24 protein-coding genes are annotated in these 26,238 nt (G+C 36.4%); 17 read left to right on the plus strand and 7 right to left on the minus strand.

What is annotated here, in order from left to right:
• Nucleotides 1-5 precede the first annotated feature (5 nt).
• Nucleotides 6-455, plus strand: a complete 450-nt coding sequence (locus ACZ47B_RS07565; RefSeq protein WP_464893937.1) for a c-type cytochrome — start codon at nt 6-8, stop codon at nt 453-455.
• A gap of 74 nt (nt 456-529) precedes the next feature.
• Nucleotides 530-1,273, plus strand: a complete 744-nt coding sequence (locus ACZ47B_RS07570) for a Bax inhibitor-1/YccA family protein (RefSeq protein ID WP_464893938.1) — start codon at nt 530-532, stop codon at nt 1,271-1,273.
• A gap of 13 nt (nt 1,274-1,286) precedes the next feature.
• Here the strand turns inward: ACZ47B_RS07570 and ACZ47B_RS07575 are convergent, their stop codons facing one another.
• Entirely contained in the window at nt 1,287-2,000 is a 714-nt protein-coding gene (locus tag ACZ47B_RS07575) for a methyltransferase domain-containing protein (RefSeq protein WP_464893939.1), read from the minus strand.
• Nucleotides 2,001-2,099: 99 nt separating this feature from the next.
• On the opposite strand from ACZ47B_RS07575, the gene secG reads away from it, so the two are divergent.
• From secG to ACZ47B_RS07625, 10 genes are all read left to right on the plus strand, one after another.
• Complete coding sequence (secG, locus tag ACZ47B_RS07580; protein ID WP_464893940.1) at nt 2,100-2,447, plus strand: preprotein translocase subunit SecG; 348 nt, start codon at nt 2,100-2,102, stop codon at nt 2,445-2,447.
• Nucleotides 2,416-3,432 (plus strand): polysaccharide deacetylase family protein, encoded by a 1,017-nt coding sequence (locus tag ACZ47B_RS07585; RefSeq protein WP_464893941.1) that lies wholly within the window; start codon nt 2,416-2,418, stop codon nt 3,430-3,432. Before secG ends, ACZ47B_RS07585 begins: the two co-directional genes overlap by 32 nt.
• The gene (frr, locus tag ACZ47B_RS07590) at nt 3,419-3,979 is read left to right on the plus strand and encodes a ribosome recycling factor (protein WP_464893942.1); all 561 of its coding nucleotides are present in this window, start codon (nt 3,419-3,421) and stop codon (nt 3,977-3,979) included. Before ACZ47B_RS07585 ends, frr begins: the two co-directional genes overlap by 14 nt.
• Nucleotides 3,980-3,983: 4 nt before the next feature.
• A complete protein-coding gene (pyrE, locus tag ACZ47B_RS07595) occupies nt 3,984-4,592 on the plus strand; it encodes an orotate phosphoribosyltransferase (protein WP_464893943.1) in 609 nt (202 codons plus the stop codon).
• Nucleotides 4,592-5,062, plus strand: coding sequence for an RDD family protein (locus tag ACZ47B_RS07600; RefSeq protein WP_464893944.1), 471 nt, complete (start codon nt 4,592-4,594; stop codon nt 5,060-5,062). The genes pyrE and ACZ47B_RS07600 overlap by 1 nt, the downstream gene beginning before the upstream one ends.
• A 76-nt stretch (nt 5,063-5,138) precedes the next feature.
• The gene (locus tag ACZ47B_RS07605; RefSeq protein WP_464893945.1) at nt 5,139-7,520 is read left to right on the plus strand and encodes a molybdopterin-dependent oxidoreductase; all 2,382 of its coding nucleotides are present in this window, start codon (nt 5,139-5,141) and stop codon (nt 7,518-7,520) included.
• 15 nt (nt 7,521-7,535) lie between these two features.
• Entirely contained in the window at nt 7,536-8,090 is a 555-nt protein-coding gene (locus ACZ47B_RS07610) for a hypothetical protein (RefSeq protein WP_464893946.1), read from the plus strand.
• A 68-nt stretch (nt 8,091-8,158) separates the two neighbouring features.
• Nucleotides 8,159-8,854 (plus strand): response regulator transcription factor, encoded by a 696-nt coding sequence (locus ACZ47B_RS07615; RefSeq protein ID WP_464893947.1) that lies wholly within the window; start codon nt 8,159-8,161, stop codon nt 8,852-8,854.
• Nucleotides 8,829-10,550, plus strand: a complete 1,722-nt coding sequence (locus ACZ47B_RS07620) for a sensor histidine kinase (RefSeq protein ID WP_464893948.1) — start codon at nt 8,829-8,831, stop codon at nt 10,548-10,550. Before ACZ47B_RS07615 ends, ACZ47B_RS07620 begins: the two co-directional genes overlap by 26 nt.
• The gene (locus ACZ47B_RS07625; protein WP_464893949.1) at nt 10,550-11,626 is read left to right on the plus strand and encodes an MFS transporter; all 1,077 of its coding nucleotides are present in this window, start codon (nt 10,550-10,552) and stop codon (nt 11,624-11,626) included. The genes ACZ47B_RS07620 and ACZ47B_RS07625 overlap by 1 nt, the downstream gene beginning before the upstream one ends.
• On the opposite strand, the gene ACZ47B_RS07630 is transcribed toward ACZ47B_RS07625, so the two are convergent.
• From ACZ47B_RS07630 to typA, 3 genes are read right to left on the minus strand one after another with little or no spacing between them, the layout of a single operon-like run.
• On the minus strand, nt 11,597-12,559 hold the full coding sequence (locus tag ACZ47B_RS07630; RefSeq protein ID WP_464893950.1) for a DUF3137 domain-containing protein: 963 nt from the start codon (nt 12,557-12,559) through the stop codon (nt 11,597-11,599). The two genes, ACZ47B_RS07625 and ACZ47B_RS07630, sit on opposite strands and share 30 nt — an antisense overlap.
• A gap of 9 nt (nt 12,560-12,568) precedes the next feature.
• Entirely contained in the window at nt 12,569-13,123 is a 555-nt protein-coding gene (locus ACZ47B_RS07635) for a LemA family protein (protein ID WP_464893951.1), read from the minus strand.
• 24 nt (nt 13,124-13,147) lie between these two features.
• The gene (typA, locus tag ACZ47B_RS07640; protein ID WP_464893952.1) at nt 13,148-14,959 is read right to left on the minus strand and encodes a translational GTPase TypA; all 1,812 of its coding nucleotides are present in this window, start codon (nt 14,957-14,959) and stop codon (nt 13,148-13,150) included.
• A gap of 393 nt (nt 14,960-15,352) precedes the next feature.
• Between typA and fliK the strand changes: the two genes are divergently transcribed.
• From fliK to thyX, 5 genes are all read left to right on the plus strand, one after another.
• A complete protein-coding gene (gene fliK, locus ACZ47B_RS07645) occupies nt 15,353-16,906 on the plus strand; it encodes a flagellar hook-length control protein FliK (RefSeq protein ID WP_464893953.1) in 1,554 nt (517 codons plus the stop codon).
• 10 nt (nt 16,907-16,916) lie between these two features.
• On the plus strand, nt 16,917-17,570 hold the full coding sequence (locus ACZ47B_RS07650) for a FlgD immunoglobulin-like domain containing protein (protein WP_464893954.1): 654 nt from the start codon (nt 16,917-16,919) through the stop codon (nt 17,568-17,570).
• 13 nt (nt 17,571-17,583) lie between these two features.
• Nucleotides 17,584-19,035, plus strand: coding sequence for a flagellar hook-basal body complex protein (locus ACZ47B_RS07655; protein ID WP_464893955.1), 1,452 nt, complete (start codon nt 17,584-17,586; stop codon nt 19,033-19,035).
• Between the two features lie 99 nt (nt 19,036-19,134).
• Entirely contained in the window at nt 19,135-21,351 is a 2,217-nt protein-coding gene (flgE, locus tag ACZ47B_RS07660) for a flagellar hook protein FlgE (protein ID WP_464893956.1), read from the plus strand.
• Nucleotides 21,352-21,401: 50 nt separating this feature from the next.
• Nucleotides 21,402-22,025 carry an FAD-dependent thymidylate synthase gene (thyX, locus tag ACZ47B_RS07665; protein ID WP_464893957.1) on the plus strand — a complete coding sequence of 208 codons (624 nt, stop codon included), beginning with the start codon at nt 21,402-21,404 and terminating at the stop codon, nt 22,023-22,025.
• A gap of 22 nt (nt 22,026-22,047) precedes the next feature.
• Here thyX and gdhA read toward each other — a convergent pair whose 3' ends face one another.
• The 3 genes from gdhA to gltX form a co-directional block, all read right to left on the minus strand.
• Entirely contained in the window at nt 22,048-23,409 is a 1,362-nt protein-coding gene (gene gdhA, locus ACZ47B_RS07670) for an NADP-specific glutamate dehydrogenase (protein ID WP_464893958.1), read from the minus strand.
• Nucleotides 23,410-23,559: 150 nt separating this feature from the next.
• On the minus strand, nt 23,560-24,831 hold the full coding sequence (locus ACZ47B_RS07675; protein ID WP_464893959.1) for a malic enzyme-like NAD(P)-binding protein: 1,272 nt from the start codon (nt 24,829-24,831) through the stop codon (nt 23,560-23,562).
• Entirely contained in the window at nt 24,818-26,227 is a 1,410-nt protein-coding gene (gltX, locus tag ACZ47B_RS07680) for a glutamate--tRNA ligase (RefSeq protein WP_464893960.1), read from the minus strand. The genes ACZ47B_RS07675 and gltX overlap by 14 nt, the downstream gene beginning before the upstream one ends.
• Nucleotides 26,228-26,238: the final 11 nt, after the last annotated feature.

Consider the following 26,238-nt stretch of genomic DNA (forward strand, 5'->3'; position numbering starts at 1 on the left):
CGAATATGAACAAAACAGTTTTAATTTCATCTGTAGCACTGGTTTCACTGCTTATAGCAGGATGCAGTAACAGCAAATCAAAAACGGCAGAATCCGAAAAAGTTAAAGATAGATGGTATACAAAAACCGAACTTGCCCAGGGTGAAAAAGTTTTTAAAAACAATTGTGCGGTATGTCATGGAGCAAAAGCAGAGTCTACTTCTAATTGGAGAAAGAAACTGTCTGACGGCTCATACCCGCCCCCGCCTCTTAATGGAACCGCACATGCTTGGCATCATCCTATGAAAGCTCTTGTTTACACTATCAAAAACGGCGGGAAAGCTTTTGGCGGAAAAATGCCGGGGTTTGAAAAAGTTTTAAGTGAAGAAGAGATAAAAGATGCTATAGCTTATTTTCAAAACTTTTGGAACGATGAGATCTACAACGATTGGGCAAAAAGAAGCAATATCAATTAATTTATCATATTTACTATTGGTTAAGAATATGTAGATATAATATCTTCTTAAATTACAATAACATGGAGGGAAAAATGGCTCTATATGATAGAGAATATGTAAAAAATCAAACTGCCAAAGAGAGTACGCAAAAACAAAGCACTGCTGCGAAAAGTAACCTGGCGGTTTTTATCAAAAAAACTTACCAGCTTTTTGCAAGCTCTTTGCTTTCTGCAAGTGCGGGAGCGTATGTAGGAACTGCATATCTTGCAAATTCACTGGTTAAAGTCAACGCTGATGGCAGAATGGGAGTAGCAGGATGGTTTTGGGGTCTTGTGATCCTTGAATTTGTTCTTCTTTTTGGACTTATGGCGGCAAAGAAAAAAGAGGGATTGAACCTTGTTTTACTCTTTGCCTTTACTTTTGTGACAGGCTTGACTCTTGCCCCTATGTTGTCCGCCTTATTGGCAACGCCTTCAGGAGCTAGCATCATCACTGAGGCTTTTGTGCTTACAACCGTAGCTTTTGGTGGACTTTCCATATTTGCTATGAATACTACAAGAGATTTTTCCGCTATGGGGAAAATGCTTTTTATAACTCTTATAGTCGTTATCGTTGCAAGTCTTATCAATATATTTACCGCAAGCCCGTTGTTTCAGCTTGTTATTGCAAGTGTGAGTGCTATACTTTTTAGTGCTTTTATACTTTATGATACTCAAAATATCATAAGAGGCAATGTAGAAACTCCGGTTGAAGCGGCAGTTATGCTTTACCTTGATTTTCTAAATCTTTTTATATCACTGTTACAGATACTTGGAATTTTCTCTAACAGAGACTAACCATGGGGGCTTTTTAGCCCCCTTTAGAGATACCCTTTATATATAAAACTTCAAACTCCAGATAATCAAGAGGATAATTTTCTATAAGATTTTTAGTTTCTTTGTAGCTTAATTGTCTTTTGCCGCCACTGACGCCACTTCTTTTTATGTATCTAAATTTTGAGATATTGTCAGGAAAATTGAGCTTATAGTTTTCTACTTCATACTCTAAGTTAAAATATTTTTTAAAGATATTTATCACTTCTTGATAATTGGGTAAAAAATTCTTTAAGCTTGTCATATCATATATGGTTTTAAATGTTCCCCGGCAAAATATAGAGATAGAACAATTTGTTGATATCGATGATATACTTTTTACAACTTTTTCAAGATCACTGCACCATTGCATAGATGATGATGATATGACCATATCAAATTTTTTATTTTTCAGTACTTTTTTATACAAACTGTCATCTTCATAATCAGCATTAACAACTTGTACTGTTTTTCCTTTTGGATGGATATTGCACATTTTTTTAGATATATCCACGGCTGTAAACAAATCTATATCCCAATTTATAAGTTTATATAGCTCTCCTGAACCACATCCAAGATCAAGTATCTTTTTAGGCTTACTGTCTATCTTATTTATAAGTTTTTTGGCTACTTTTTTTTGGATAATATTATATTTATCATAGCTTTGTGCATATTTTGAAAACTCTTTTTCAAAAAGCTTTTCTTTTATCATTGTATTTTTTCCCAATATTAAACTTCTATTCAATAATATTTTGATATAATTTGCGGCTAATCAAATTATACTCTATTTTTCATAAAAAGGATATTGACTATGACAACCATCGTTTTGGTTTTACAATTTGTTCTTGCCGTGATACTGACTATCGCCATACTTTTACAAAAAAGTTCTTCCATAGGTCTTGGTGCTTACAGTGGAAGTAACGAGTCGCTCTTTGGGGCTAAAGGACCTGCTGGATTTTTGGCAAAATTCACTTTCGTAGTCGGATTTTTATTTATCGTAAATACTTTGGCTCTTGGATATGTGTATAACAAATCAAAAAAAGCTTCACTGGCTGAAGATATAAAAGTGGAAAAACCTATCAAAAAAGCTCCGGTCGTACCAAGTGTACCTACCGCTACAAACGATAATGCAGCCCCAAAAGCTCCGACAACCAAGTAAAGAACATATCATAACCAAAGGGATAAAAAGATCTATTTTATCCCTTTTTTTTCTTTCCGTTTTTTTATACGGTGATGCACATATATTTGTTTATCACAGATTTGGTGATAGCAGATACCCCTCAACCAACACGACTATCAAAGAGTTAAAAAGAGAATTCGATTATTTTAAAGATAACGGATATAAGGTTATCAAGCTTGATACTTTGGTAAATGCTCTTAAAAAGCATCAAAAGATAGATGACAAATGGGTTGTACTTACGATAGATGACAACTTCAAAAGCTTTTATCAAAACGGTTTAAAGCTCTTTAAAGAGTATAACTATCCTTTTTCCATCTTTGTATATGTGAAAGCTACCGAAAAGAGATACCCTGATTATACTTCATGGAATGAACTAAAAGAGATATCAAAATACGGCTCCATAGAATTTCACTCATATTCTCATCCTCATATGACTTACAAAAGTGATAAATTTTTAAGAAATGATTTCAAAAAAGGTTTGATGCTTTTAAAAAAAAGATTGAACATCACTCCCAAATACTTTGCCTATCCGTATGGAGAGTATGACAAAAGAGTGAAAGGTATAGCACAAGAGTTTGGTTTCAGTGCTATCATCAACCAAAACATAGGAGCTGTAAGCTCTTACAGTGATATCTTTGACCTTGATAGAAATGCACTTGTGGGAAAAAGTAATTTAAAAAGAGATTTAGGTTATAAAGAGCTTCACATAGATATAATTGAACCCAAAGTTTACCCGAAAAATGGAATTTTAAAGAAGATTGTGGCAAAATTATATGATAAAAAACAAAAAACAGCCGGTTTTTATCTAAGCGGCTACGGGTGGGAAAAACTGGATGTTCAAAACGACTTTATAGATAAAGAAGTGGATAAGAAACTAATAAGACCAAGAAACCGCTTGGTTATAGGCATAGAAAACAAGATAAAGACAAAATTACTGATAAAGGATAGATATGGCACTAAATGAGATAAAAGATAAAGCAAAAGATGGTATGCAAAAAAGCATAGAAGCCCTTAAAAAAGACTTCACAACGCTTAGAAGCGGTAAAGTAAGCGTCAATATACTCGATAATGTAAAAGTGGATTACTACGGGACGCCGACTGCACTAAATCAGGTGGCTACGGTCTTGGCTACGGATGCAACCACTATCACCATAACTCCATGGGAGAAAAATATCCTAAAAGATATAGAGCACGCCATCCAAGGAGCCAACATAGGAGTAAATCCAAACAATGACGGAGAAAATATAAAGCTTTTCTTTCCTCCTATGACGGTTGAACAAAGACAAGAGAGTGCAAAAAAAGCAAAAGCTATGGGAGAAAAAGCAAAAATTGCCATTAGAAACATTAGAAAAGATGCCAACAACAAGATAAAGCATCTTGAAAAAGAGAAAGAGATAACCGAGGATGAAAGCAAAAGAGCTCATGATGATATACAAAAACTAACCGATGATTTTACCTCCGAAGTTGACAAGCTTGTCAAAGCAAAAGAGTCTGAACTTATGAAAGTTTGATCTTATGGACTTAAAAGAAGTTTACAAAGATGCAAATGCCCTGCTTGAAGGGCATTTTTTACTAAGTAGCGGTAATCACTCCAAATACTACCTTCAAAGTGCAAAGGTTTTGGAAAACCCAAAAACTGCAGAACTTTTGGCAACAAATTTAGCCAAAATGATAATAAAAGCAGGTATAGAAGTTGAGACTGTTTGTTCTCCTGCTCTTGGAGGTATATTGGCCGGGTATGAGCTAGCTAGAGCACTTGGTGCAAGATTTATATTTACCGAAAGAGTCGATAAAGTGATGACGTTAAGAAGGGGCTTTGAAGTAAAAAAAGATGAAAAAGTTCTTATCTGCGAAGATATCATCACTACAGGAGGTTCGGCTCTTGAAGCGGCACATGTCATAGAAAAGCAAGGTGGCAAGGTCGTAGGATTTGCCGCTTTGGCAAACAGAGGATTTTGCAAGATATATGGCGAAGAAAAAGAGCCTAAAAGTGAGTGTAAACTGCCTTCTGATTTACCGTTTTTTGCTCTTGGAAATTTTGAATTTAAGATATATACTCCAGATAACTGCCCCATGTGTAAAGAAGGAACAAAAGCCATAAAACCCGGAAGCAGAGGAAACTAATGAGATGGAGGGATGTCAAGCAGGGCAAAAAGCCTGAAGTTAAAGAGAAGAAAGATGACATCCCTTATGCCTCTATCCCTGCAAAGATAAAAGCATTTTTAACTGATATGTTCATGATAATGATGCCTTTGGCTTACATAGTCACTTACCTTATCATGAACGGCAAAGAGGATATGCAAGACTCTTTGATAGCCAGAAACTCCCTGTGGATAGTTTACGGTATCATCATGATACTTTTTTGGAGTATCAAAGGGCAAACCCCGGGATACAAAGCATACAACCTTAAAGTAATAGATGCCAAAACGAAACAAAAACCCACACTTTTAAAATCACTCCTTAGATATATCTGCTTTATCATATCTTCTACGATTATCGTCGGTGAACTTATGGCATTTTTTAGAAAAGATAAAAAAACACTCCACGACCTCTTAAGCGGTACATATGTGATACAAATTCCCAAAAAAAACTAATTTTTTTACATATGCCTCTTTTTTGCCTCTTTTTTTTGTTAAAGTTCTTGCAAAAGATCACAAGAAAGGATATATCATGAGTATTTCAAGAAGAGGCTTTTTAAAAGGAAGTGCCGCTGCTACCGCGGTTTTGGGTGCAAGTAGTGTAGGTGCCACACAACTGTTTTCACCTATAAAGAAGATACCTACTGCCAGCCATTTTGGTGCATTTTATGCCTATGTGCAAGATGGTAAAATCATAGACATAGAAGCCCAGGGAAAAGATAGAAGACCTGCGATGCTAAAAGCTTGGATAGATAGGAACTATTCCAACACCCGCATAAGATATCCGTATGTAAGAAAATCTTTTCTTGAGGAAAAACCAAACAATAAACTACTAAGAGGCAAGGAGGAGTTTGTAAGAGTTAACTGGGATAAAGCCATAAAATTGGTTGCAAAAAAGATAAAAGAAACACCAAGAGAAAGCATATATAACGGCACAACCGACGGTTGGGCACACCCCGGCTTGGTAAATTATTGTCCAACATTAGCCGGTAGATTTTTCAATACCGTAAAAGGCGGTTGCGTAAATATCGATGGCGACTTCAGTGTTGGAGCAGCACTTAGAACCAATCCTGATATAGTGGGAGATATAGAAGTTTACTCTCTTCAAACCGCACATGAACAGATATTGCCAAATACAGAAGTTTATGTTATGTGGGGAGCGGACTTGTTCAAAACAAATAAAATTGATTTTGCTGTCGCAAATAGAAAAAATGATGAATACTTTTTTAAGTATAAAAAATCCGGTATGAGATTTATCTGTATAGATCCCATAAAAACTGAAACAGCAAAAATGTTTAATGCAGAGTGTATACACATAAGACCAAATACAGATGTCGCCCTCATGCTTGGAATGATGAATTATCTATATAATAGTGGCAAATATGATAAAGATTTTATAGCAAAATATACAGACGGTTTTGACAAATTTGTTCCTTACTTGACCGGCAAAAGTGATGGTATTCCAAAAACTCCCGAATGGGCAGCCAAGATCACAGAGATACCGGCTTCGAAGATAAAAGAGTTGGCTGATCTGTTTGTTTCCCACAGAACTTTACTTGCCGGAAACTGGTCAATGCAAAGAGCTCATCATGGAGAACAAGTTCAGTGGGGTATCATAACACTGGCATCCATGATAGGACAAGTCGGACTACCCGGTGGAGGATTTGCTTTTTCTATGCATTATGGTGGAGGCGGACAGGCTAATGCGGGCAAAGACGGACCCGGCGGTTTTTCTCAGGGAAGAAACAGAGTAAAAGAAATCATACCTGCTTCAAGGATAAATGAAACACTTCTTTATCCCGGTAAAGTCATAAATTTTATGGGTGAAAAGTTAAAACTTCCACATATAAAACTAATGTATGTAGCAGGTGCAAATACCGTCGGACATCAGCAAAATATAAACGAATTGATAAAAGGGTTGAGAAAACTTGATACTTTGATCGTTCAAGATCCTTGGTGGACACCAACAGCCAAAATGGCAGATATTGTCTTGCCTGCTACTACCATCTTGGAAAGGAACGACATAAGTCTGTTGAGTGGAAGTTACTCAGGTGATAAAATATATGCTATGAGAAAAGTAGTAGACAACCCTTATGAGGCAAAAGATGACTATGAGATATATTCTCTTTTAGCAAAAGAGTTCGGCAAAAGAAAATATCACAAATTTACCGAAGGCAAAAGTGCTATGGAGCACATAAAAGCTTTTTATGCAACTTCGGATGCTGCCAAAACAGTAAGTTTTGAAGAATTTTGGAAAAAAGGATCCATTACATACAAAATACCGAAAGAAGCATATAATTTCGTAAGACAAGGGGATTTTAGAAAAGATCCGGTAAAAAACCCTTTAAAAACAAAAAGTGGCAAGATACAAATCTTTTGTCAAAAATTTGCTGATTTTGGATATAAAGATTTTAAAGGCCATGTTACATGGTTTGAACCCGCCGAATGGCTTGGTAGCAAACTTACCAAAAAGTATCCGTTGCATCTTCTCTCTCCTCATGCAACATACAGAAAACATTCGCAACTCGATAATGTTTGGATAGCAAACCTTTATAAAATCAAGGGTAGAGAGCCTGTAAGAATCAATCCGAAAGATGCAAAAAAATACGGCATATCACATGGTGATTTAGTAGAAGTTTACAATGACAGAGGAAGATTGCTTGTGGGTGCGGTAGTCACTAATGATATAAGAGAGGGAGTTGTTGCCATAGAAGAGGGAACTTGGTACAGTCCTGAAGATCCTATGCAAGATGGCAGCAGAGGAAATAGTGGTCAGCCTAATGTTCTAACATCATCAAGACCAACCTCTCAGGCATCCCAGTCTTGTACGGCCAATACAGTCTTGGTAGCCATAAAAAAGGTAACGGATGAAGTATATCCCAACAAGGCCCATTTGATGCCGAAAACGATATAGCAAAATGGGGATAAAATGAAAAAGGTTATATTGTCCATATTGATTTGCCTGTGGGGAATTTCCCTGCAGGCGGCATCTTATATATATGTGAAAAACGGGATAAAACTCTCTCTTGAAAAACAAGGCATTGTGCTTTATGCCGGTGATCCTATCAAGATAGTATCACATAAAGATAACGATAAAGTCATAGCAAAAATATACGGATATGTCAATCCGAAAAATATGCACTATCTGTATGCTACAAAAAACTATGAACTGGTTTTGGCAAAAGTCAAAAATCCAAAAATTATCAAGGCAGAAGGCTCCAAAGCCGTCTTGAAAGTAACAATACCCAAAGAAGCTATAACAGACGATATAGATGAAGCTTGGGCTTACGGGTCGGATCTATTTTATGATAAATGCACCAAATGTCATCATGCAAAGATAGTTGAACACCATACGATGCTTACATGGGATGCACTATTTGATAGCATGAAGCTAAAAGCAAAAACAACCAAAAAGCAAAATAAGAAAATCCTCAGGTTTTTAAGAGCATTTGCAAAAGATGGGATTTTAAAGGAGAGCGAGTAAAACACAATAGTGATATTATATAAAAAATTGTATAATTATCCGATTGAGAAAATTTCAGAAAGATGCCAATGATAGAAAAGTTAAAATCACTTACTATTCTTTATGCGGAAGATGAAGAGGGAATCAGAAGCAAAATATCTGATTCCCTTAGATATTATGTAAAAGATGTAGTAGAGGCAGAAGACGGAGAAGTTGCCTTTAAATTGTTTAAAAACAAAAAACCCAATATTGTATTTACCGATATACTCATGCCTAAGCGTGACGGAATAGAACTGGTAAGAAATATAAGAAAAATTGATAAAGATATCCCCATAGTTATGATAACAGCTCATACCGAAAAAGAGTATCTTCTGAAGCTTGTTGACTTGCATTTGGATCATTATCTTATAAAACCCATAAATTTGGGTGAATTGAAAAAGGCTTTGATTAAATGTCTGGATATCCTCACAAAACAAAATAATTTAAAACGAAAATTATACGAAGAATGGGAATACAGTTTTAGTGAAAAAACAATTTCTTGTGATAAACAGACATATGCTCTTAATAAAAAAGAGATAGCTTTACTTGAGTTACTGTTGCATAACGAACAAAGAGTTGTTACATATAGTGAAATAGAACAAATAGTCTGGGAAGATGATATAATGAGTATGGAGGCTTTGAAATCCCTTATAAGAAATATCAGGAAAAAACTTCCGAAAAATTATATAAAAAATTACTCGGGAATCGGCTATAAAATTAATGATTATCAAATACCTCAAAATTAGATATAAATTTTTACTTATGGCACTGCTTGGGATCAGTGCAATTATACTTATGTCTTTTTTAGCTCAAAATATACTTGAAAACGGTTTAAACAGAGTAAAGGATGTTTTCAAAGATTCTCAAAAAGTTCAAAATATACAACAGGATTTCGTAATACCTCTTTTTAAATTAAGGGAAACAACATTGTCTATCGTAGTAGCACCGGAAGGTGAATATAAAAGAAAAATTGCAAGCACTTTGACACCTATGGTAGAAGCTCTGGATTACTCTTTTGGCTCCCTAGATCCAAATATAAGAGATATTTGGGAAAACTACAAAAAACTTATTTTTATCAAAAATGGATATAAAAACTACAAGAGATTTATATATGTAAGTGATGGATATATAAAAGAAAATTACAGAACAGGAGCTTTTTTACATACAAAAAGTGTTGAAAGACAACAATTTTACATATTGATCTCCAAATTAAAGCAACTGCAGGAAGCCCAGCTTAAAAACTCATACAAAACTTTTCAAAATGCAAAAAAGAGCTTTCTTAAAAAACAAAGAATCATACAAACCGTTGCCACCATTGTAATTGTTTTAACTCTTCTTTTTGGTTATTTGATAGCAAGAAATATTGTTTTTTCATTAGATAAGGTACAGCAGGGTTTAAACAGGTTTTTTGACCTTCTTGGAAGAAAAATAGATAAAGATAAAAAAATAAAAATAAAACTTGACAGCAAAGATGAATTTGGGAAAATGGCAAAAATCATCAACGAAAATGTTGAAGTCTTGAGAGATAAATTAAAAAAAGACATATCACTGATAGAAGATGCAACAAATGTTATGAGTAATTTAAAAAAAGGGAAACTGGATACAAGATTGGTAAAAAGCGCAAGTTCCAGTGAGCTCAATAAACTCAAAGAAGTAACAAATAAAATGCTTGAAAGCCTAAAGAGCCGAATACTAGAAGAAATAAAACAAAGGACAAAACAAGAACAGTTGTTAATACAACAAAGCAAACTAGCCGCCATGGGCAATATGATAGGAAACATAGCACACCAGTGGAGACAACCGCTTAGCGAAATAAATGCCATACTTATGAATATGCAGGTGAAAAAAGAATATGGCGATTTAAGTGATAAAGAATTTGATAAAGATATACAGGAGTGTGATATAATACTTTCACATATGTCTAAAACCATAAGCGATTTTCAAAACTTCTTCAAGCCATCAAAGGAAAAATCAGTTTTCTCTCTTCAGAGTGAATGCAACAAAGCAACTTTTATCATTGAATCTTCTTTAAAATATAATAATATAGCTCTATATCTAGATACTATGGAAGATTGCCAGATTTTTGGATATCCGAGAGAATTTTCACAGGCTGTACTAAATATTTTATCAAATGCGAAAGATATTCTTGTTGAGAGAAAGATAAAAAATCCCTATATAAAGATGACTTTAAAACAGGGGCAAAAATATGCTATCATAAAAATCGAAGATAATGCGGGAGGCGTTAAAGAAGATATTATGGATAGAATTTTTGAGCCATACTTTACTACCAAACATGCTACAAAGGGCACAGGAATAGGTTTATACATGAGCAAGATTATTATTGAAGACAACATGCATGGTTTTATAAATGCAAAAAATGGAAAACATGGTGCTGTTTTTACCATAAAACTCAAAAAATATACAAACATAGATAAAAAATAATGTTTCTTCTTAGTTCATTTTTCTTTTTTTATTTTGCGGGGGTTGGTGTATATATCATCTTTTTACCAAAGATTTTAAACTCCATAGGTTACACCCCTATGCAAATCGGTATACTCTTTTCTGCCGTTCCTTTGATGCGGTTTTTAACTCCTTTTTTATTTTTAAAGATTTTCACTCTAACTAAAAAAGTTTATCAGTACTCTTTGGTGGTAAGTTTTTTGGGAGTTATCGCACTCTTTTTTACCATACATGATTTTTATCTTCTACTTTTAAATATCTCGATATTTGGCATAGCAAATGGTCTTAGTATGCCTTATGTCGATACTTTGGCACTTGAAAAACTACAAAAGCATTATGGCAAAAGCAGACTTTGGGGATCGCTTGGTTTTATGATAGCCGGACTTTTGCTTGCCAGGTATCTAAACGGTTATGAAACAGGGCTTTATTTTTATCTTGGTATCGGTTTTTTTGTCTTTTTAAGCGGTATTTTTATCTCTTTGGACACAAAAGAGTTTAGTTTTAAAAAAGAGAAAGCAATAAGCGGTAGTTTTTCTTTGAAAAAGCATTGGAGATTTTGGCTGAGTATTTTTCTTTTGCAAGTATCTTTTGGATTTTTCTATAACTTTTTTACGATATATGAAAACGACCATGGAATTTCACTAAAAACGGTCAGTTACCTTTGGAGCATATCTATCATTTGTGAAATCATCATGTTCGCCCTCCAGGATAAAATCATGCATTTAAACATCATGAAACTGATCAAATTTTCCATAGCTGTTACTATATGGAGATGGTTTTTGCTTTATCTTTTTCCCTCATCCATTTTCATATCTTTTTTAACACAGAGTTTTCATGCGGTAAGCTTCGCACTTTTTCACAGTGCTGCTATAACATATCTGTATAGGACTTATACCCAAAAGAAACTATCCATGCAGTTTTATCACGGTATATCCTATGGACTTGGAGGTTTTGCAGGCTCTTTGCTTTCAGGATATTTTTATGGAGAGTATCTGTTTTTGGTTGCTTCTTTTATAGCACTGCTCTCTTTACTCTTTACTCCAAATTCTTCTGTTTAGTTTCAAATCATCAACCAATCCCACCACCAAAGCAAAACTTTCATAATACTCTTTTATAGTATTAAAATCATTCAAAGGCTTAAAAGGGTTAGGCTCAAGCATATCTTTTGAAGATATCGCCACAAATATCTTTGAATTTCTAAAAGAGAGGTAGATATCTTTTTTGCTCTTTTTTTTAAAGTCCAGGATTCTTTGCATCATGGAGTGGGTTAATATATATCTTGAACTTATATCATCATTTGCATAAACCACAAACTCTTTTTCAAATTCAGGATTGTCAAGTTTTATAAGTTTGTCTCTGTTTGGATTGTGGTGTTGTAAGAAGGTACCGATACCTCCCAAAAGTTTTTCGGCACTATCAGGCAGCACCACCATCCTGCCGTTAAACTCTTTGTTTAAATCAGCCATGAAAAACTGTCCGGCAAATATAGTATGCCATGTCGTTTTGTTTTCTGAAGTGGTTTTATACTCGGCTTTGATATCGGAGAACTTTATATTTGTTTCTCCTATTTTTCCCTCCACCAAATCGTTTCCACTGTATCTGTCTATCTTTTGCAAAAAGAGATTGCTCCATATAAACTCCTCTTTATACATAAAACCGTTTTTACTGTACTTTAAAGAGGGCTCTAAAAATGATACGATTTTTTGTATGACCTCATCTTTAAAATCATCCTTGTAATCACTCATAGCCGTTTTATACAAAAAACCATACAACGCCAAAGGTATACCAACAGCCCAGTACAAAGGATCAAGGCTTTTTTGTAATAAGCCTGCATAGTAACTAAATCCAGCTATTGATACGCCTATGACTACACAAATGACAAGATAGAGTTTGATTTTGTGAAGGACTTTTTTTCTGTCATCTTCAAGAGTCTTGACTTTGGGGTATACTTCATCGTAGTAAGAGTTCATCAACTCCGATAATTTTTTCAATTTTTACACCTATCGGTTGAACAAGTCTTTTACATCCGGATTTATTTTTTCATTGTCAGGTATGCTAAAAAGTGCTTTTCTTTTGTAGTGCATAAAAGATGCCATGAAATTTGTCGGAAACATTTCGATAGCATTGTTGTAGTCCGTAACAGCTTGATTGTAAGCTCTTCTTGCAGCGGAAATCTGCTCTTCTATCTCACTTAAAGCTCTTTGAAGATGCATAAAATTTTCACTTGCTTTAAGATCCGGATAATTTTCAACGGCTATCATGATACCTTTTAACGCGGAAGTTATCTCTTTGTCGATTTCCACTTTCTCTTCATCACTCACAGAAGGATTAAGAGCACGTGAGCGTAATTTGGTAATCTTTTCCAAAAGACTCTTTTCATGCTTTGCATACTCCTGGACCGTGGAAACGAGATTTGGTATAAGATTGTATCTTTTTTTCAAAAGAGTATCAACGGAGGCAAATATATTGTCAACCTGATTCTTTTTTGCAACCAAAGAGTTGTACATCAGTATCAATATACCGACAACAAATACAATAGCTAAAATCAAACCCATATTACACCTCCTTTTTGCTGTACTTTAGGCTTCCTTCTTTCTTGCCATTCTTTTTCTAACAGTAGGATCCAAGTATCTTTTTCTTAGTCTTATGTTTTTAGGCGTTACTTCAACAAGTTCATCATCCTCTATCCACTCCAAAGCAGCTTCGAGTGTCATATCTCTTGGCGGAACCAGTTTGATAGCTTCGTCTGCTCCACTGCTTCTTACATTGGTTAGATTTTTCCCTTTTATAGGGTTGACATCAAGATCATTCGCTCTTGCGTTTTCTCCTATGATCATACCTATATACACTTTATCCTGAGGTTTGACAAACAGTGTTCCCCTGTCTTGCAAGTTAAACAAAGAGTATCCAAGAGCCTGTCCGTTTTCCATAGAAACCAAAGCTCCATTCATTCTATGTTCGACACTGCCGCTAAGTGGTCGAAATTCCAAAAATGAGTGATTTAAAACACCTTCACCCTTGGTATCGGTTAAAAACTGACTTCTAAAGCCTATAAGACCACGGGCCGGTATCTCAAACTCTATACGGGTCTGACCGTCACCTGTAGGGGTCATGGATGTCATTTCAGCTTTTCTTTTTCCAAGCTTTTCTATGACAACTCCGGTAAAATCATCCGGAACATCCACTACCAAAAGCTCATACGGCTCCATTTTGACACCATTTTCCTCTTTTACTATGACCTCCGGTCTTCCAAGAGAAAACTCATACCCCTCTCTTCTTAGATTTTCAGCCAAGATAGTTATCTGCAGTTCGCCCCTGCCTGAAACTTTAAAACTTCCTTCTCCTATAGCTTCATATCTCATGGCAATATTGGTTTTCATCTCATTTTCAAGCCTTTCTTGAAGCTTGTTTGAAGTTACGTATTTGCCTTCAGTTCCAGCTAACGGAGAATCATTTACACTAAATATAACAGAAAGTGTCGGCTCTTCAATATGCATAGGATCCAAAGGCATCGGATTGGTCGGATCCACTAGGCTGTCACCTATATCCAATGCTTCAAATCCGGCAACTGCCACTATGTCACCGCTTTGTGCTTCATCTATATCGATCCTCTCAAGCCCCAAAAATCCTATAAGTTTGCTTACTCTGCCGTTTATCTGCTCACCGTTACTTTTGGCTAGTAGAATGTTTTGATTTTTCTTTATACTTCCGTTAAATATCCTGGCGATTCCAATCTTCCCTACGAAATTATCATAATCAAGAGTAAAGACCTGTATCTGAGTAGGGTTATCTATGCTTCCTTTAGGAGCCGGAACTTCCTTGATAATAGTTTCAAAAAGAGGCTCCAAATCCTTGTTTTCATCTTCCATATCATATTTGGCATACCCGTCTCTAGCCGCTGCGTAAACTACCGGGAACTCAAGCTGTTCATCGTTGGCATCCATAGCCACGAACAGATCAAATATCTCATCCACCACCCTATCAGGATCAGCTGCGGGCTTATCTATCTTGTTTATGACCACTATAGGCTTAAGTCCCAAAGAGAGTGCTTTTTTGACAACAAATTTTGTTTGTGGCATTACACCTTCTTGGGCATCAACCAAAAGAAGTACCCCGTCAACCATCTTCAAAACCCTCTCAACTTCACCGCCAAAATCGGCATGGCCCGGGGTATCTATGATATTTATCTTATAATTCTTGTGAATGATAGCCGTATTTTTTGATAGTATGGTTATACCTCTTTCTCTTTCAAGATCGTTGCTATCCATGACTCTCTCGTCAACTTTTTGATTTTCTCTAAAAGTGTGTGACTGCTTTAAAAGTTCATCCACCAATGTTGTTTTTCCATGATCAACATGGGCAATAACTGCTATATTTCTTATCTCTTGCACCAAATATATCCTTATATTTTCAAAATAGGTATGCATATACCATCCCCAACTAAGGAGTATACATTTTAAACAAACTTATTGTGTTATAGTGCGAGGCACATTTTCGAAGTACTAGCCATAGCTAATTCGAGAAAATGTAACGAAGCAATATGATACAATATGTTTGCCTTTGGTAAAAGATAAGCTATCATCTGACTGCGTTAAAAGTTTTTGAATTAGCTACGGCTAGTCCTGCAAACTTTTGCCTTGCATATGACAGCTTCTCTTTTATTTAAAGTGTATACTCCTTAGTTGGGGATGGTATTATACCTAAATAAACTAAAAACTAAGTGATACGGTTTTTGGAATGGATTTTGCTTTTACTATGTATAGAAAAAGTTCCAAAGGTAAAACATGAATCCTCTATTGTCTTTAAATACCGATAAATTAGTGACCGAGATAGCAAAAGATATAAAATCTTTAGATGCAAATACAAAAGATAAACAGATAGATTTCAAAAATTTTTTATCGAATCTGCTTTTAAAATTAGATGGTAAAGATGTGGTTGATACAAAAGAAAATAAAACCGAGATGGAAAAAAAAGATATTTCACAGCCAACAAAAGAAATAAAAAGCAAAGATGCCAAAAACGGATATGTAAGTCTGGATGAATTGTTAAATCTCGTTATATTTCTAAAGAGCAACTCTCTAAAAGGAACTTTTCCCACTGATTCAAAAAAATTGACACAAATCCTAAACAACAAACAAACCCTAAAAGAGTTTAGAGATATAAAAAGCTTTAAAGGTTTGCTAAAAATTGCCGAAAAATACGACATAAAGATAAAAACATTTGAATTTACAAAGATAGAAGATCATAAAAAGCAAATAGAAACAAAAATCAACAAAATTTTGACAAAAATAGATACAGATGCAAAAAATATCTCTAAAAAAGAGGTTGTATTAAGCGAAAAGATTTTACAAAACATCAAGAACAAAAAAAGTTCAGCCACACATTCGATCCAAAAAAGCCAATCAAAAGAAAACACTCCTTTAAATATGATTTTAAAAAATAGCGACATAACAGATAAAAACATCAAAAAAATAAAACCGAATAAAAGTTCGATGAATATCGCACAAGATATAAATCCTCATGAACACGAAGCTAAAAACAAAACTGATCTACCGGGCAACAAAAAAAGTGAAAATATCGTAAAACAGGAAATTTTCAAAGAAAAAAATGTCGCTGTGGCTGCCATAGATGAAAACAATTTAAAAGATGAAAAGCGAAAAACAAAAGGTAAAAAAACCATCTTGGAAGAGACAAAAGAGTCCTCTTTATTTCAAAAAAGTAAATCATTTAGTAAGGTCGTAGATGAAGTCAAAAAAGATACTCATGCCAAAAACATACAAAAACATACAAAAGATATCACAAAAGAAACACAAGTAACTAGCGAGCAAAAAAATAGTTCTCATATATTAAAACAGCATGATGATTCATCCATAAAACAGGAAAATATTTCACACAGCAGCATCCACTCTTTAAACAACCAAAAACCAAATACAAAACCGCCACAGGTACAGCAGAGCTTAAACACCTTTGCAAATGATTTAAAAGAACAAATGGAAAATTTCAAACCGCCGCTTATGAGAGTGAAGATGACTTTGAGTCCGAAAGATCTGGATGAAGTAAATGTCAGTCTGATAAGCAGAGGCAACAATTTGCAAGTCACTATAAATTCCAATGTCAATACCATGGCACTTTTCACACAAAATCAAGCCGAATTTAAAAATGCTCTTGTAAATATGGGTTTTACAAACCTCAATATGAATTTTAGCTCCAACCAAAGCGGTCAAAACAGAGGACAAAACCATTCAAAAGAGCAAAATGACGAGTCATTTCAAAATTTCAGTGAACAAGAAGCAGAGGCTATAGATACTATAAATATAACCGTACCACGATATGTATAAAGGATAAAAAATGATAAACCCAACTACACAAGCAACAAAAAAAGACAATACCCAAGCATTCAATCCACAAAGCATCCTAAAAAAAGATGACTTTATGAAACTGCTTTTAACCGAACTTCAATATCAAGACCCCACAAGCCCCATGGACAGTGAAAAAATCCTATCCCAAACTTCACAGCTTGCCACCTTGGAATCAGCCAACAATACAAACAAAACCATGGAAGCGTTGATGAATCAGTTAAAATCAACCTCGGACTTCAATGCGGTATCATCCATAGGGAAAATGGGCAGCTTGGGTACGGATAAGATCATTTTATCAAAAGATGCTTCGACAAATTTTGAGATATATTTTGGACACGATATAAAAACCGGTCAGGTTGATATAAAGGACTCTAACGGAAATGTAATAAAAACTTTCAATCTCCAACCCCAAAAAGGAGGAGTTTTAAGTTTCGAATGGGACGGTACGGATAACGGAGGGCAAAAAATGCCTGAAGGAAGCTATAACGTAAGTGCAAATTACAGCGATGGCTCTACGGGGAGTTACAATACAGCTTATGGTGTATATCCTATCGAATCAGTAAGGTTCGATGAGGGAAAAGCCCTTTTGAAACTCGGAAGTAATTATTATCCTATCTCCCAAGTCAAAGAGATATATCAGTAAGGGACTAAGAAAAATGACTAGATCTTTTTACAATGGAATTGCGGGCATAAAAACTCATCAATTCGGTATAGATACGTGGGCGGACAATATAGCAAACCAAAATATGTTCGGCTTCAAAGAGAATTTACCCGAATTTGAGACACAATTTTCCCAAGCCTTAAGCAGTGCAAGCATAGGAAATGACATAGGACTAGGAAGCAGTGTACAACGAACTTCGCTTGATCTGTCACAGGGAGAACTCATAAACAGTGATAGAAATTTCGATACGGCGATTGCCGGCAACGGATGGTACGGATTTAAGAACAAAGATACAATACACTATACAAAACTCGGTGCTTTTTATAAAGATGTAAACGGCGATCTTGTAAATGCAAACGGAGAGTATTTGCTAGGATCATTGAACAATACGATAAAACCGGCAAGCTTGTCACAGGAGCAATTGGACTCTTTTGGGAAACTATACTCACCTGATGGTACAGGCAATGTAAATATTTTTACCATAAATCCTTCGGGAGACACCCCTTTGGCCGATGTAAACGCCCAGGATAAGATAAATCTGCCAGATATTTTATATATTCCCCCTGCTCCTACAACCGCTTTGAAATTCGGTGCAAATTTAAATATAGGAGTTACTTCGCAGATAGACTCTCAAACAGGCCAGGAAGTAGCAAAAAGTTCAGATCATTTCACTACTGCCCTTTTCAATCCTGACGGTACGCAAAATATCTTAGATATGACTTTTACCAAACAATTCCCGGAACTTCAGGAAGGAAGTATCTTCAACATAGACTTTAAAGTACTTAAAAATGCCGGTCAACAACAAAGCGGCATAAGTTACGACCCTGCCCAGTACTTGACTTATCCCAACGACAATACCTTGTATCAAATCGTAGATTCCGAAGCAGGAACATTGAGATTCAACGGGTCAGGAGCCCTAGTGCAGGCAGTTTTACCGACACTCTCGAACGAAGGTACATCAGTTACGCTAAATCTTGGAACTCCGCTTGACAACAACATTCCAAACAGCGGATATGACGGCATGACCGCGGTAAAAGGTCTTGGAAGAGAGACAAAATTTGTAGATAACAATGGAAAACCCGAGGGTATCTTAGAAGATTACACCATACAAGAAGACGGCAATATAGTAGCAAGTTTTACAAACGGTGACAGTGCATCAGTAGCTAAAATCGCTATTTTTCATTTTCCAAACGATGGCGGTCTTCAAAAAGTAGACAGCAATATGTATATCCAAAGCAATAACAGCGGAAAAGCATTTTTTTATCAGGAAAACGGTCAAAACGTAAATGGCAACAGGATACTTACTAGTAAACTTGAAGCCAGCAATGTACAGATAAGCACGGCATTGACAGAGCTTATCATCATGCAAAAAGCTTTTGATGCAAATGCAAAAAGCATAACGACAAGTGACCAAATGATACAAAAAGCCATCAATATGAAGAGATGATATGGTTAATGGCGAGTGGTGAAGGATGGAATGAAAATTGGAATGAAAATTGCTTTTACAAGATATACAAAAACTAATAATTTATAAAAGGATCTGAAGATGATGAGATCACTATGGGCTGGAGTATCCGGTCTAAATGCACACCAAATTGCAATGGATGTCGAAGGAAACAATATAGCCAATGTAAATACAGCCGGCTTTAAGTACAGTAGAGTTAACTTTTCTGACCTTTTAAATCAAACCTCAAAGATAGCCACTGCCCCACAAGGGGAACTTGGTGGTAAAAACCCTATGCAAGTAGGTCTTGGAACTCAGGTGAGTTCCATAACCAAGATATTCAAACAAGGCTCCATTCAAACTACAGATAAAAATACCGACTTAGCTATCCAAGGAGACGGATTTTTCGTAGTTAGTCCTGATGGCGGGAAAACATATAAATTTTCAAGAAACGGAGACTTTGTCTTCGATGCAAACGGTAACTTTGTTGACAGCAACGGTTATATTGTACAAGGCTGGATGAGAGACCAGGCAACAGGGGAGATAGACTCAACAGCCCCCATAAGAAATATCACCATTCCACCCGGACTTACAACACCGGCAAATGCTTCAACCTATATCAATCTAAAAGCGAATCTAAACTCTGGAAATTCGATAGTGAACAAATCTCCCATCTACTCTTTGGATTATTTGGCAAATGCGGTTGATTTAAACAATAACGGCGTTGCGGATGCGGGTGAAACACACAATGAAAACGACTGGGGAAGTGATATATTCAATACAGATAAAAAACTTTATGAAAGAAGTGAGGATTTTGGAGTTCTTTTTAATTCCGTAGGGGAAGCTTTCAACCTGCAGGAAAACCAGGGTATATGGGTAAGTTATGCAAACGCGAAACATACCGAAACGATCACAGCTACAGGTGCTCAAACAGTAGATTTGACCTTAAACGGCACAAGCATTACCGGTAGCACCAATGGAGCGACTACAGCAGAAACAGCCCAGCAAATTGCAACCCTCATCAACCAAAAAACATCTTTGACAGGCGTTGTCGCCACAGTTAACGGAGCCGATATAACTTTTTCAAACAACAACGGCGGAACAACCGAAAATATGAAAAATATAGATTTAAATGTAAATGCGGCTGATTCTACAAGTTTGACCAGCAAAGAGGTATATACAGCTTACAAGTATCAGTATGTAAAAAGCGGTGCCGCTCCTATACAAGGCACTCCAGCAGCAAATACCGCAGCTACTTCAAGAACATTTACAACTACCGAGGATCTAAGAGAAGCCATGCAAAACGATGCAAGAAGCAATGTTGACTTTGACAGTAGTAACGACGGTGGCGAGGCAAGTGGCTCGGACAGCAACGACGGAGTTTTGGTAACGGTAACAGACGGAGGAAAATATGAGATAAAAAATCCCGGCAGTGGTTCAAATGACTGGGATATGAATCTTAAATTGACAGCTTTGACCGATGCCACAAACGGAGTAAGCGCAAATGAAAAATTTACCACGACCATGAGTGCACTTCAAGGAAACCTGCCTATAGGAAACAATACAAGAATTTCTCAGACCATAAATGCCGCAACACATGCTTCAAGTATAGATGTATTTGATTCACTGGGAACAAAACATACTGTTAGGTTCGAATTTAGGAAAATCGGCTATACCGCTGATGGCGGTACCCAATGGAGCATTGTTATATCCGTTCCCGAACCTGGTGATATAAACGGAGGAGTTAACCCTAAAAACATAGTAACAGGAAATATAAGCTTCAATTCCGACGGTTCACTAAGCTCATACACTCCTACAAACTTGACTTATACTGCAAATAACGGTTCAGCCCCAAATCAAAACATCAACCTGCAATTTGGTACGGCAAGTCAGTTTGACGGTATGACAAGTTTTGATGCCCATTCAAATACTTCCGGTATTTCACAAGACGGTTACCCGGGAGGTGATTTAAACGGTATCAGGGTGGATGAAACCGGAACCTTGATAGGAAGTTTTACAAATGGTAGAAGTTTCGGGCTTGCTCAGGTTTCCATGGCAAGTTTTACAAACAACGTAGGTCTTGAAAGTGACGGGGGTGGAGTATATATACAGACTTCAAACTCGGGAGATCCCATCATCGGTCAGGCAGCTACAGGAAAAAGAGGGTTTATACAGGCAAGTTCACTCGAGATGAGTAATGTCGATCTAAGCAGAAGTTTAACTCAGCTTATCATCGTCCAAAGAGGCTTCCAGGCAAATTCAAAAACCATAACGACCTCAGATCAAATGCTAAATACCCTTCTTCAGTTAAAACAATAAATCATTTAATATAATTTTGCTATAATAAGTCCTAAAAAATAGGACTTATTATGCAAGTAACTCTACTAAATCACACTCCACTGATAGTTTGTGCAAATGCCATAAGAACTTGTTGGCAAAGTTTCGATAAAAGCGATAACGGTGGAGAAAAAGATAAAGAACTCATAGACAGAGTGGGTAACAAATTTAAACATGCTTCGACGCTTGAACACCTTCACTATAACTTTTATATAAAAGGTATCAGCAGAGCCCTGCTTCAAGAATTAGCCAGGCATAGGATGGCAAGTTTGAGTGTCAAATCCACAAGATATACACTAAAAGAGTTAAAAAAGGAACCGGAATTTACCCCTGCCGATGTGGAAAGGGCGAAAAAATACCTTGTTTTTACAGATGTCGCCATAGTTGATGAAATGAGTATAAAAGCTTTGGAAAATTTGAGGAAAGTACTGCTTGAGGGGATTAGCAATGATAAAGCAAAATACTGCCTTCCGGAGAGTTATAAGACTGAGTTGACATGGAGTGTCAATGCTAGAAGTCTGCAAAATTTCCTAAGCCTAAGAACCTCTAAATCCGCCCTGTGGGAGATAAGAGAACTAGCTTACAAAATCTACAAAGTTTTACCCGAAGACCACAAATATCTCTTTGAGCATTGTGTTGCAAAAAGCCGGGAGTAAGCACCCGGCTTTTTGCATATTTTTAAACAGAACCTTGGTCTATCATAGAATCAGCTACTTTTTTAAAGCCTGCTATATTTGCTCCTGCCAACAAATCATCTTTACATCCGTACTCTTCGGCAGTACCATAAGATATATCAAAAATATTTTTCATTATTTGATGAAGTTTTGCATCAACCTCGGCAAAAGACCAGTTTGACATACTTGCATTTTGACTCATTTCTAGCTGGCTTGTAGCAACACCACCTGCGTTTGCCGCTTTTGCCGGTCCAAATATCACTTTGTGCTCTTTTAAATATTTTACCGCATCCGGGGTTGTAGGCATATTTGCACCCTCATTTACAAGTTTGCATCCGTTTTTAACCAACGCTTTTGCATCGACAAGAGTCAATTCGTTTTGTGTTGCACTAGGAAATGCGCAGTCACACTTTACATGCCAGCAAGCATGTCCGCCTTCAGGATATTTGGAAGCCGGGATGTACTCTGCATCCGGTCTTAACTTGATATATTCGCTAAGTCTTTTTCTGCCTATCTCCTTGATACCTTTTAAAAGTTCAAGATCGATACCTTCTTTATGATAAATAGTTCCACCACTGTCACTACAAGTTACCGGTAGTGCATCCATGTCATATAGTTTTTGTATAGTATAAATTGCAACGTTACCTGAACCTGAAACGGCACATGTTTTACCTTTTAGAGTGTCTCCATATTTATTTAGAGCATGTTCTGCAAAATAAACTGACCCGAAACCGGTTGCCTCAGTTCTTCCAAGTGATCCGCCCCAATTGACTCCTTTTCCAGTCAATATACCTTCAAATTTTCCAGTCAATTTTTTGTATTGGCCAAACATATAGCCAAGTTCTCTACCGCCTACACCGATATCGCCCGCAGGAACATCTCTGTTTGCTCCTATATGTCGTGAGAGCTCTATCATGAATGCCTGGCAGAATCTCATGACTTCGTTTTCACTTTTACCTTTTGGATCAAAGTTACTACCGCCTTTGCCGCCACCTATATTTAGCCCTGTCAATGAATTTTTAAATATCTGCTCGAAGCCTAAGAATTTTATAATACCCAAATTTACACTAGGGTGAAACCTAAGCCCGCCTTTATATGGTCCAATAGCTGAGTTGAATTGCACTCTGTATCCTGTATTTGTTTGGATTTCTCCACTGTCATCTACCCAATTTACTCTAAACATGATAATCCTCTCAGGAACCACTATCCTTTCAAGAATATTGTACTTATCATACCTGTTATCTCTTTCCAAAAGTGGTTTTAAAGAGTGCAAAACCTCTTCGGTTGCTTGATAAAACTCTTTTTGACCCGGACTGTTTTTAGCGGTCTGGTTCAACACCTTTTCAATGTATTCTGTAACAGACATTTTAGTCTCCTTATAAAAAAATATTAGCATAACTATAGCACTATAAACTGATAAATCTCTTAAAAAAATGAATGAATTATAAAAGTAAATAAGGAAAATTTAAGTTTGTGATAAGTATCGGGAGTGGGGCGAATTACCGCCCCGCTGTATCTAGCCTAAAAATTTCTTTTCAAGCTCTTTTTTGTAAGCATCTAGATCAAAGTCTTTAACGGTAGCAACACCGTCTTCTATCGCAGCTTTTGCGACTGCGTAGGATTCGAAAACCGCTATCCTTTTATCAAAAGGAGACGGGATGATATAGTTTTTCCCATATTCCATATCTTTTCTATCTGGATATGCCGCTTTTACATAGTCCGGTACCGGCTCTTTTGCCAAATCAGCCAAAGCTTTGGCTGCTGCTACTTTCATATTTTCGGTGATTTTTGTAGCCCTTACATCAAGTGCGCCTCTAAAGATAAAAGGGAAGCCAAGAACATTGTTTATCTGATTTGGATAGTCACTTCTTCCTGTACCCATATACACATCATCTCTTACTGCCAAAACCTCTTCCGGTGTGATTTCGGGAGTAGGATTCGCACATGCGTATACTATAGGATGGTCTGCCATACTTTTTATCATATCTTGGGTGATGATTCCAGGTCCTGAAAGACCAAGCACCATATCAGCACCTTTCATAGCATCTTCAAGTGTCCTATCATCTGTTTCTATGGCAAGTTCAGCTTTTATAGGATTGTTCGCCAAGTCTTCTCTGCCTTTATAGATGACACCTTTTCTATCTATCATCGTGATATGTTTTACACCAAGATTTCTGTACATTTTTGAACAAGCCGTGCCGGCCGCACCGGCTCCGACAACAACTATCTTTATATCATCAGCTTTTTTTCCGCTAAGATCTAAAACATTTATAAGCCCGGCTGTTGATATGATAGCGGTTCCGTGTTGATCATCATGAAAAACAGGAACATTGCATATCTCTTTTAGTCTGTCTTCTATCTCAAAACATTTCGGAGCCTTGATGTCTTCTAGGTTAATGCCTCCGAAACTATCCGCTATAGCGGCAACGGTTTTAATGATCTCTTCGGTATCTTTTATATTTAACTCTATATCAACCGCATCGACATCGGCAAATTTTTTAAAGAGTACTCCTTTACCTTCCATGACAGGTTTTCCCGCCAAACAACCTATATCTCCAAGACCCAGAACTGCCGTACTATCTGTGACAACGGCTACGAGATTTCCCTTGTTTGTGTACTTGTAAGCCAAGGATACATCTTTTTCTATCTCTTTACAAGGTATGGCGACTCCTGGAGTGTAAGCCATAGAAAGCTCTTCGGCAGTGTTACATGGTTTTTTAAGCAGAGTTCCTGTTTTACCGCCTATATGATATTCCAAACATTTTTGTTCCCATTCAGTTTTGTTCATCTCTTTTCTCCATAAAAAGTATTAAATTATTTAATCTAACCTCAAGCTCATCTCTACCTATGATACACATGATATCATGTATCGACGGGCTTACCGCGCTACCGACAACGGCTATACGGATTATTTGGGCTATATCCTTCAATTTCAAGTTATATTTGTCCAAAAATCCAACCAAGAGTTTTTCATAGTCTGTCGGAAGATTCAAATCCCCTTCATAACCAATCAAATATTCCACAAACTCTTTAGCCACCTCCTTTGCATTAGCTTTTAAAAATTTTTTTACCGCTTTTTCTTCATACTCTGACGGTCTATTTAAAATCAAACTAGCTTTTTCAGAAAACTCTTTTAGGGTTTTAACCCGTTCTCTTAAAGCATCTATCAAAACCTCTTTCTTTTTAACATCTTTTAAATTTAAACCAAAATATTCCAACTCGTCAACAAATCTATCATAATTCATCTTTTTTATAAATTCACCGTTAAGCCACAAAAGTTTTTCTGCATTATAAGCTGAAGCTGATTTGTTTATATCTTTCGGGTCAAAAAGTCTAAGCATTTCTTCCATGGTAAATATCTCTTGGTCGCCATGACTCCAACCAAGTCTAACCAAAAAGTTAAGCAGTGCTTCCGGTAGATAGCCCTCTTTTTTATATTCCATGACATCCATGGCGCCATCTCTTTTTGAGAGTTTTTTACCCTGAGGATTGAGTATCATGGGAACATGATAAAACTTTGGTATATCCCATCCAAATGCCCGGTATACAACTATCTGTTTTGGGGTGTTACTGAGATGATCATCTCCTCTTATGACATCGGTCACTCCCATATAGTGATCATCAACTGCAACTACAAAGTTATAAGTAGGGCTTCCGTCACTTCTTGCTATGATAAAATCATCCATAACATCATCGGTATTGACTGAAATCTCCCCTTTTATACCGTCTTTGAACGTTATCGTTTCATTGATGGGGCTTTTTATACGAACTACAGGCTCTATATCCTCAGGAGGTATTCCTTTGAAATCTCTGTATCTCCCGTCATATCTTGGTCTTTGTTTTGCCTTCATCTGTTCACTTCTTAAGGCATCGAGTTCCTCTTTGCTCATATAACAGTAGTAAGCTTTTCCTTCATCGAGCAGTTTTTGTATATGCTCTTTGTAAATATCCATTCTTTTTGACTGATAGTATATATCACCGTCTTGTTTGAGTCCAACCCATTTAAAAGCCTCTTCTATAGCTTTTGTAGCTTCTATAGAATTTCTTTTAAGATCGGTATCTTCTATACGAAGTAAAAATTTTCCACTGTTTTTCTTAGCCCAAAGATAACTGTATAGTGCGGTTCTAAGTCCACCTATATGCAGATACCCCGTAGGACTCGGAGCAAATCTTGTTATAACCATTTTATCCAATC

This window comes from Thiofractor thiocamini (assembly GCF_055384375.1).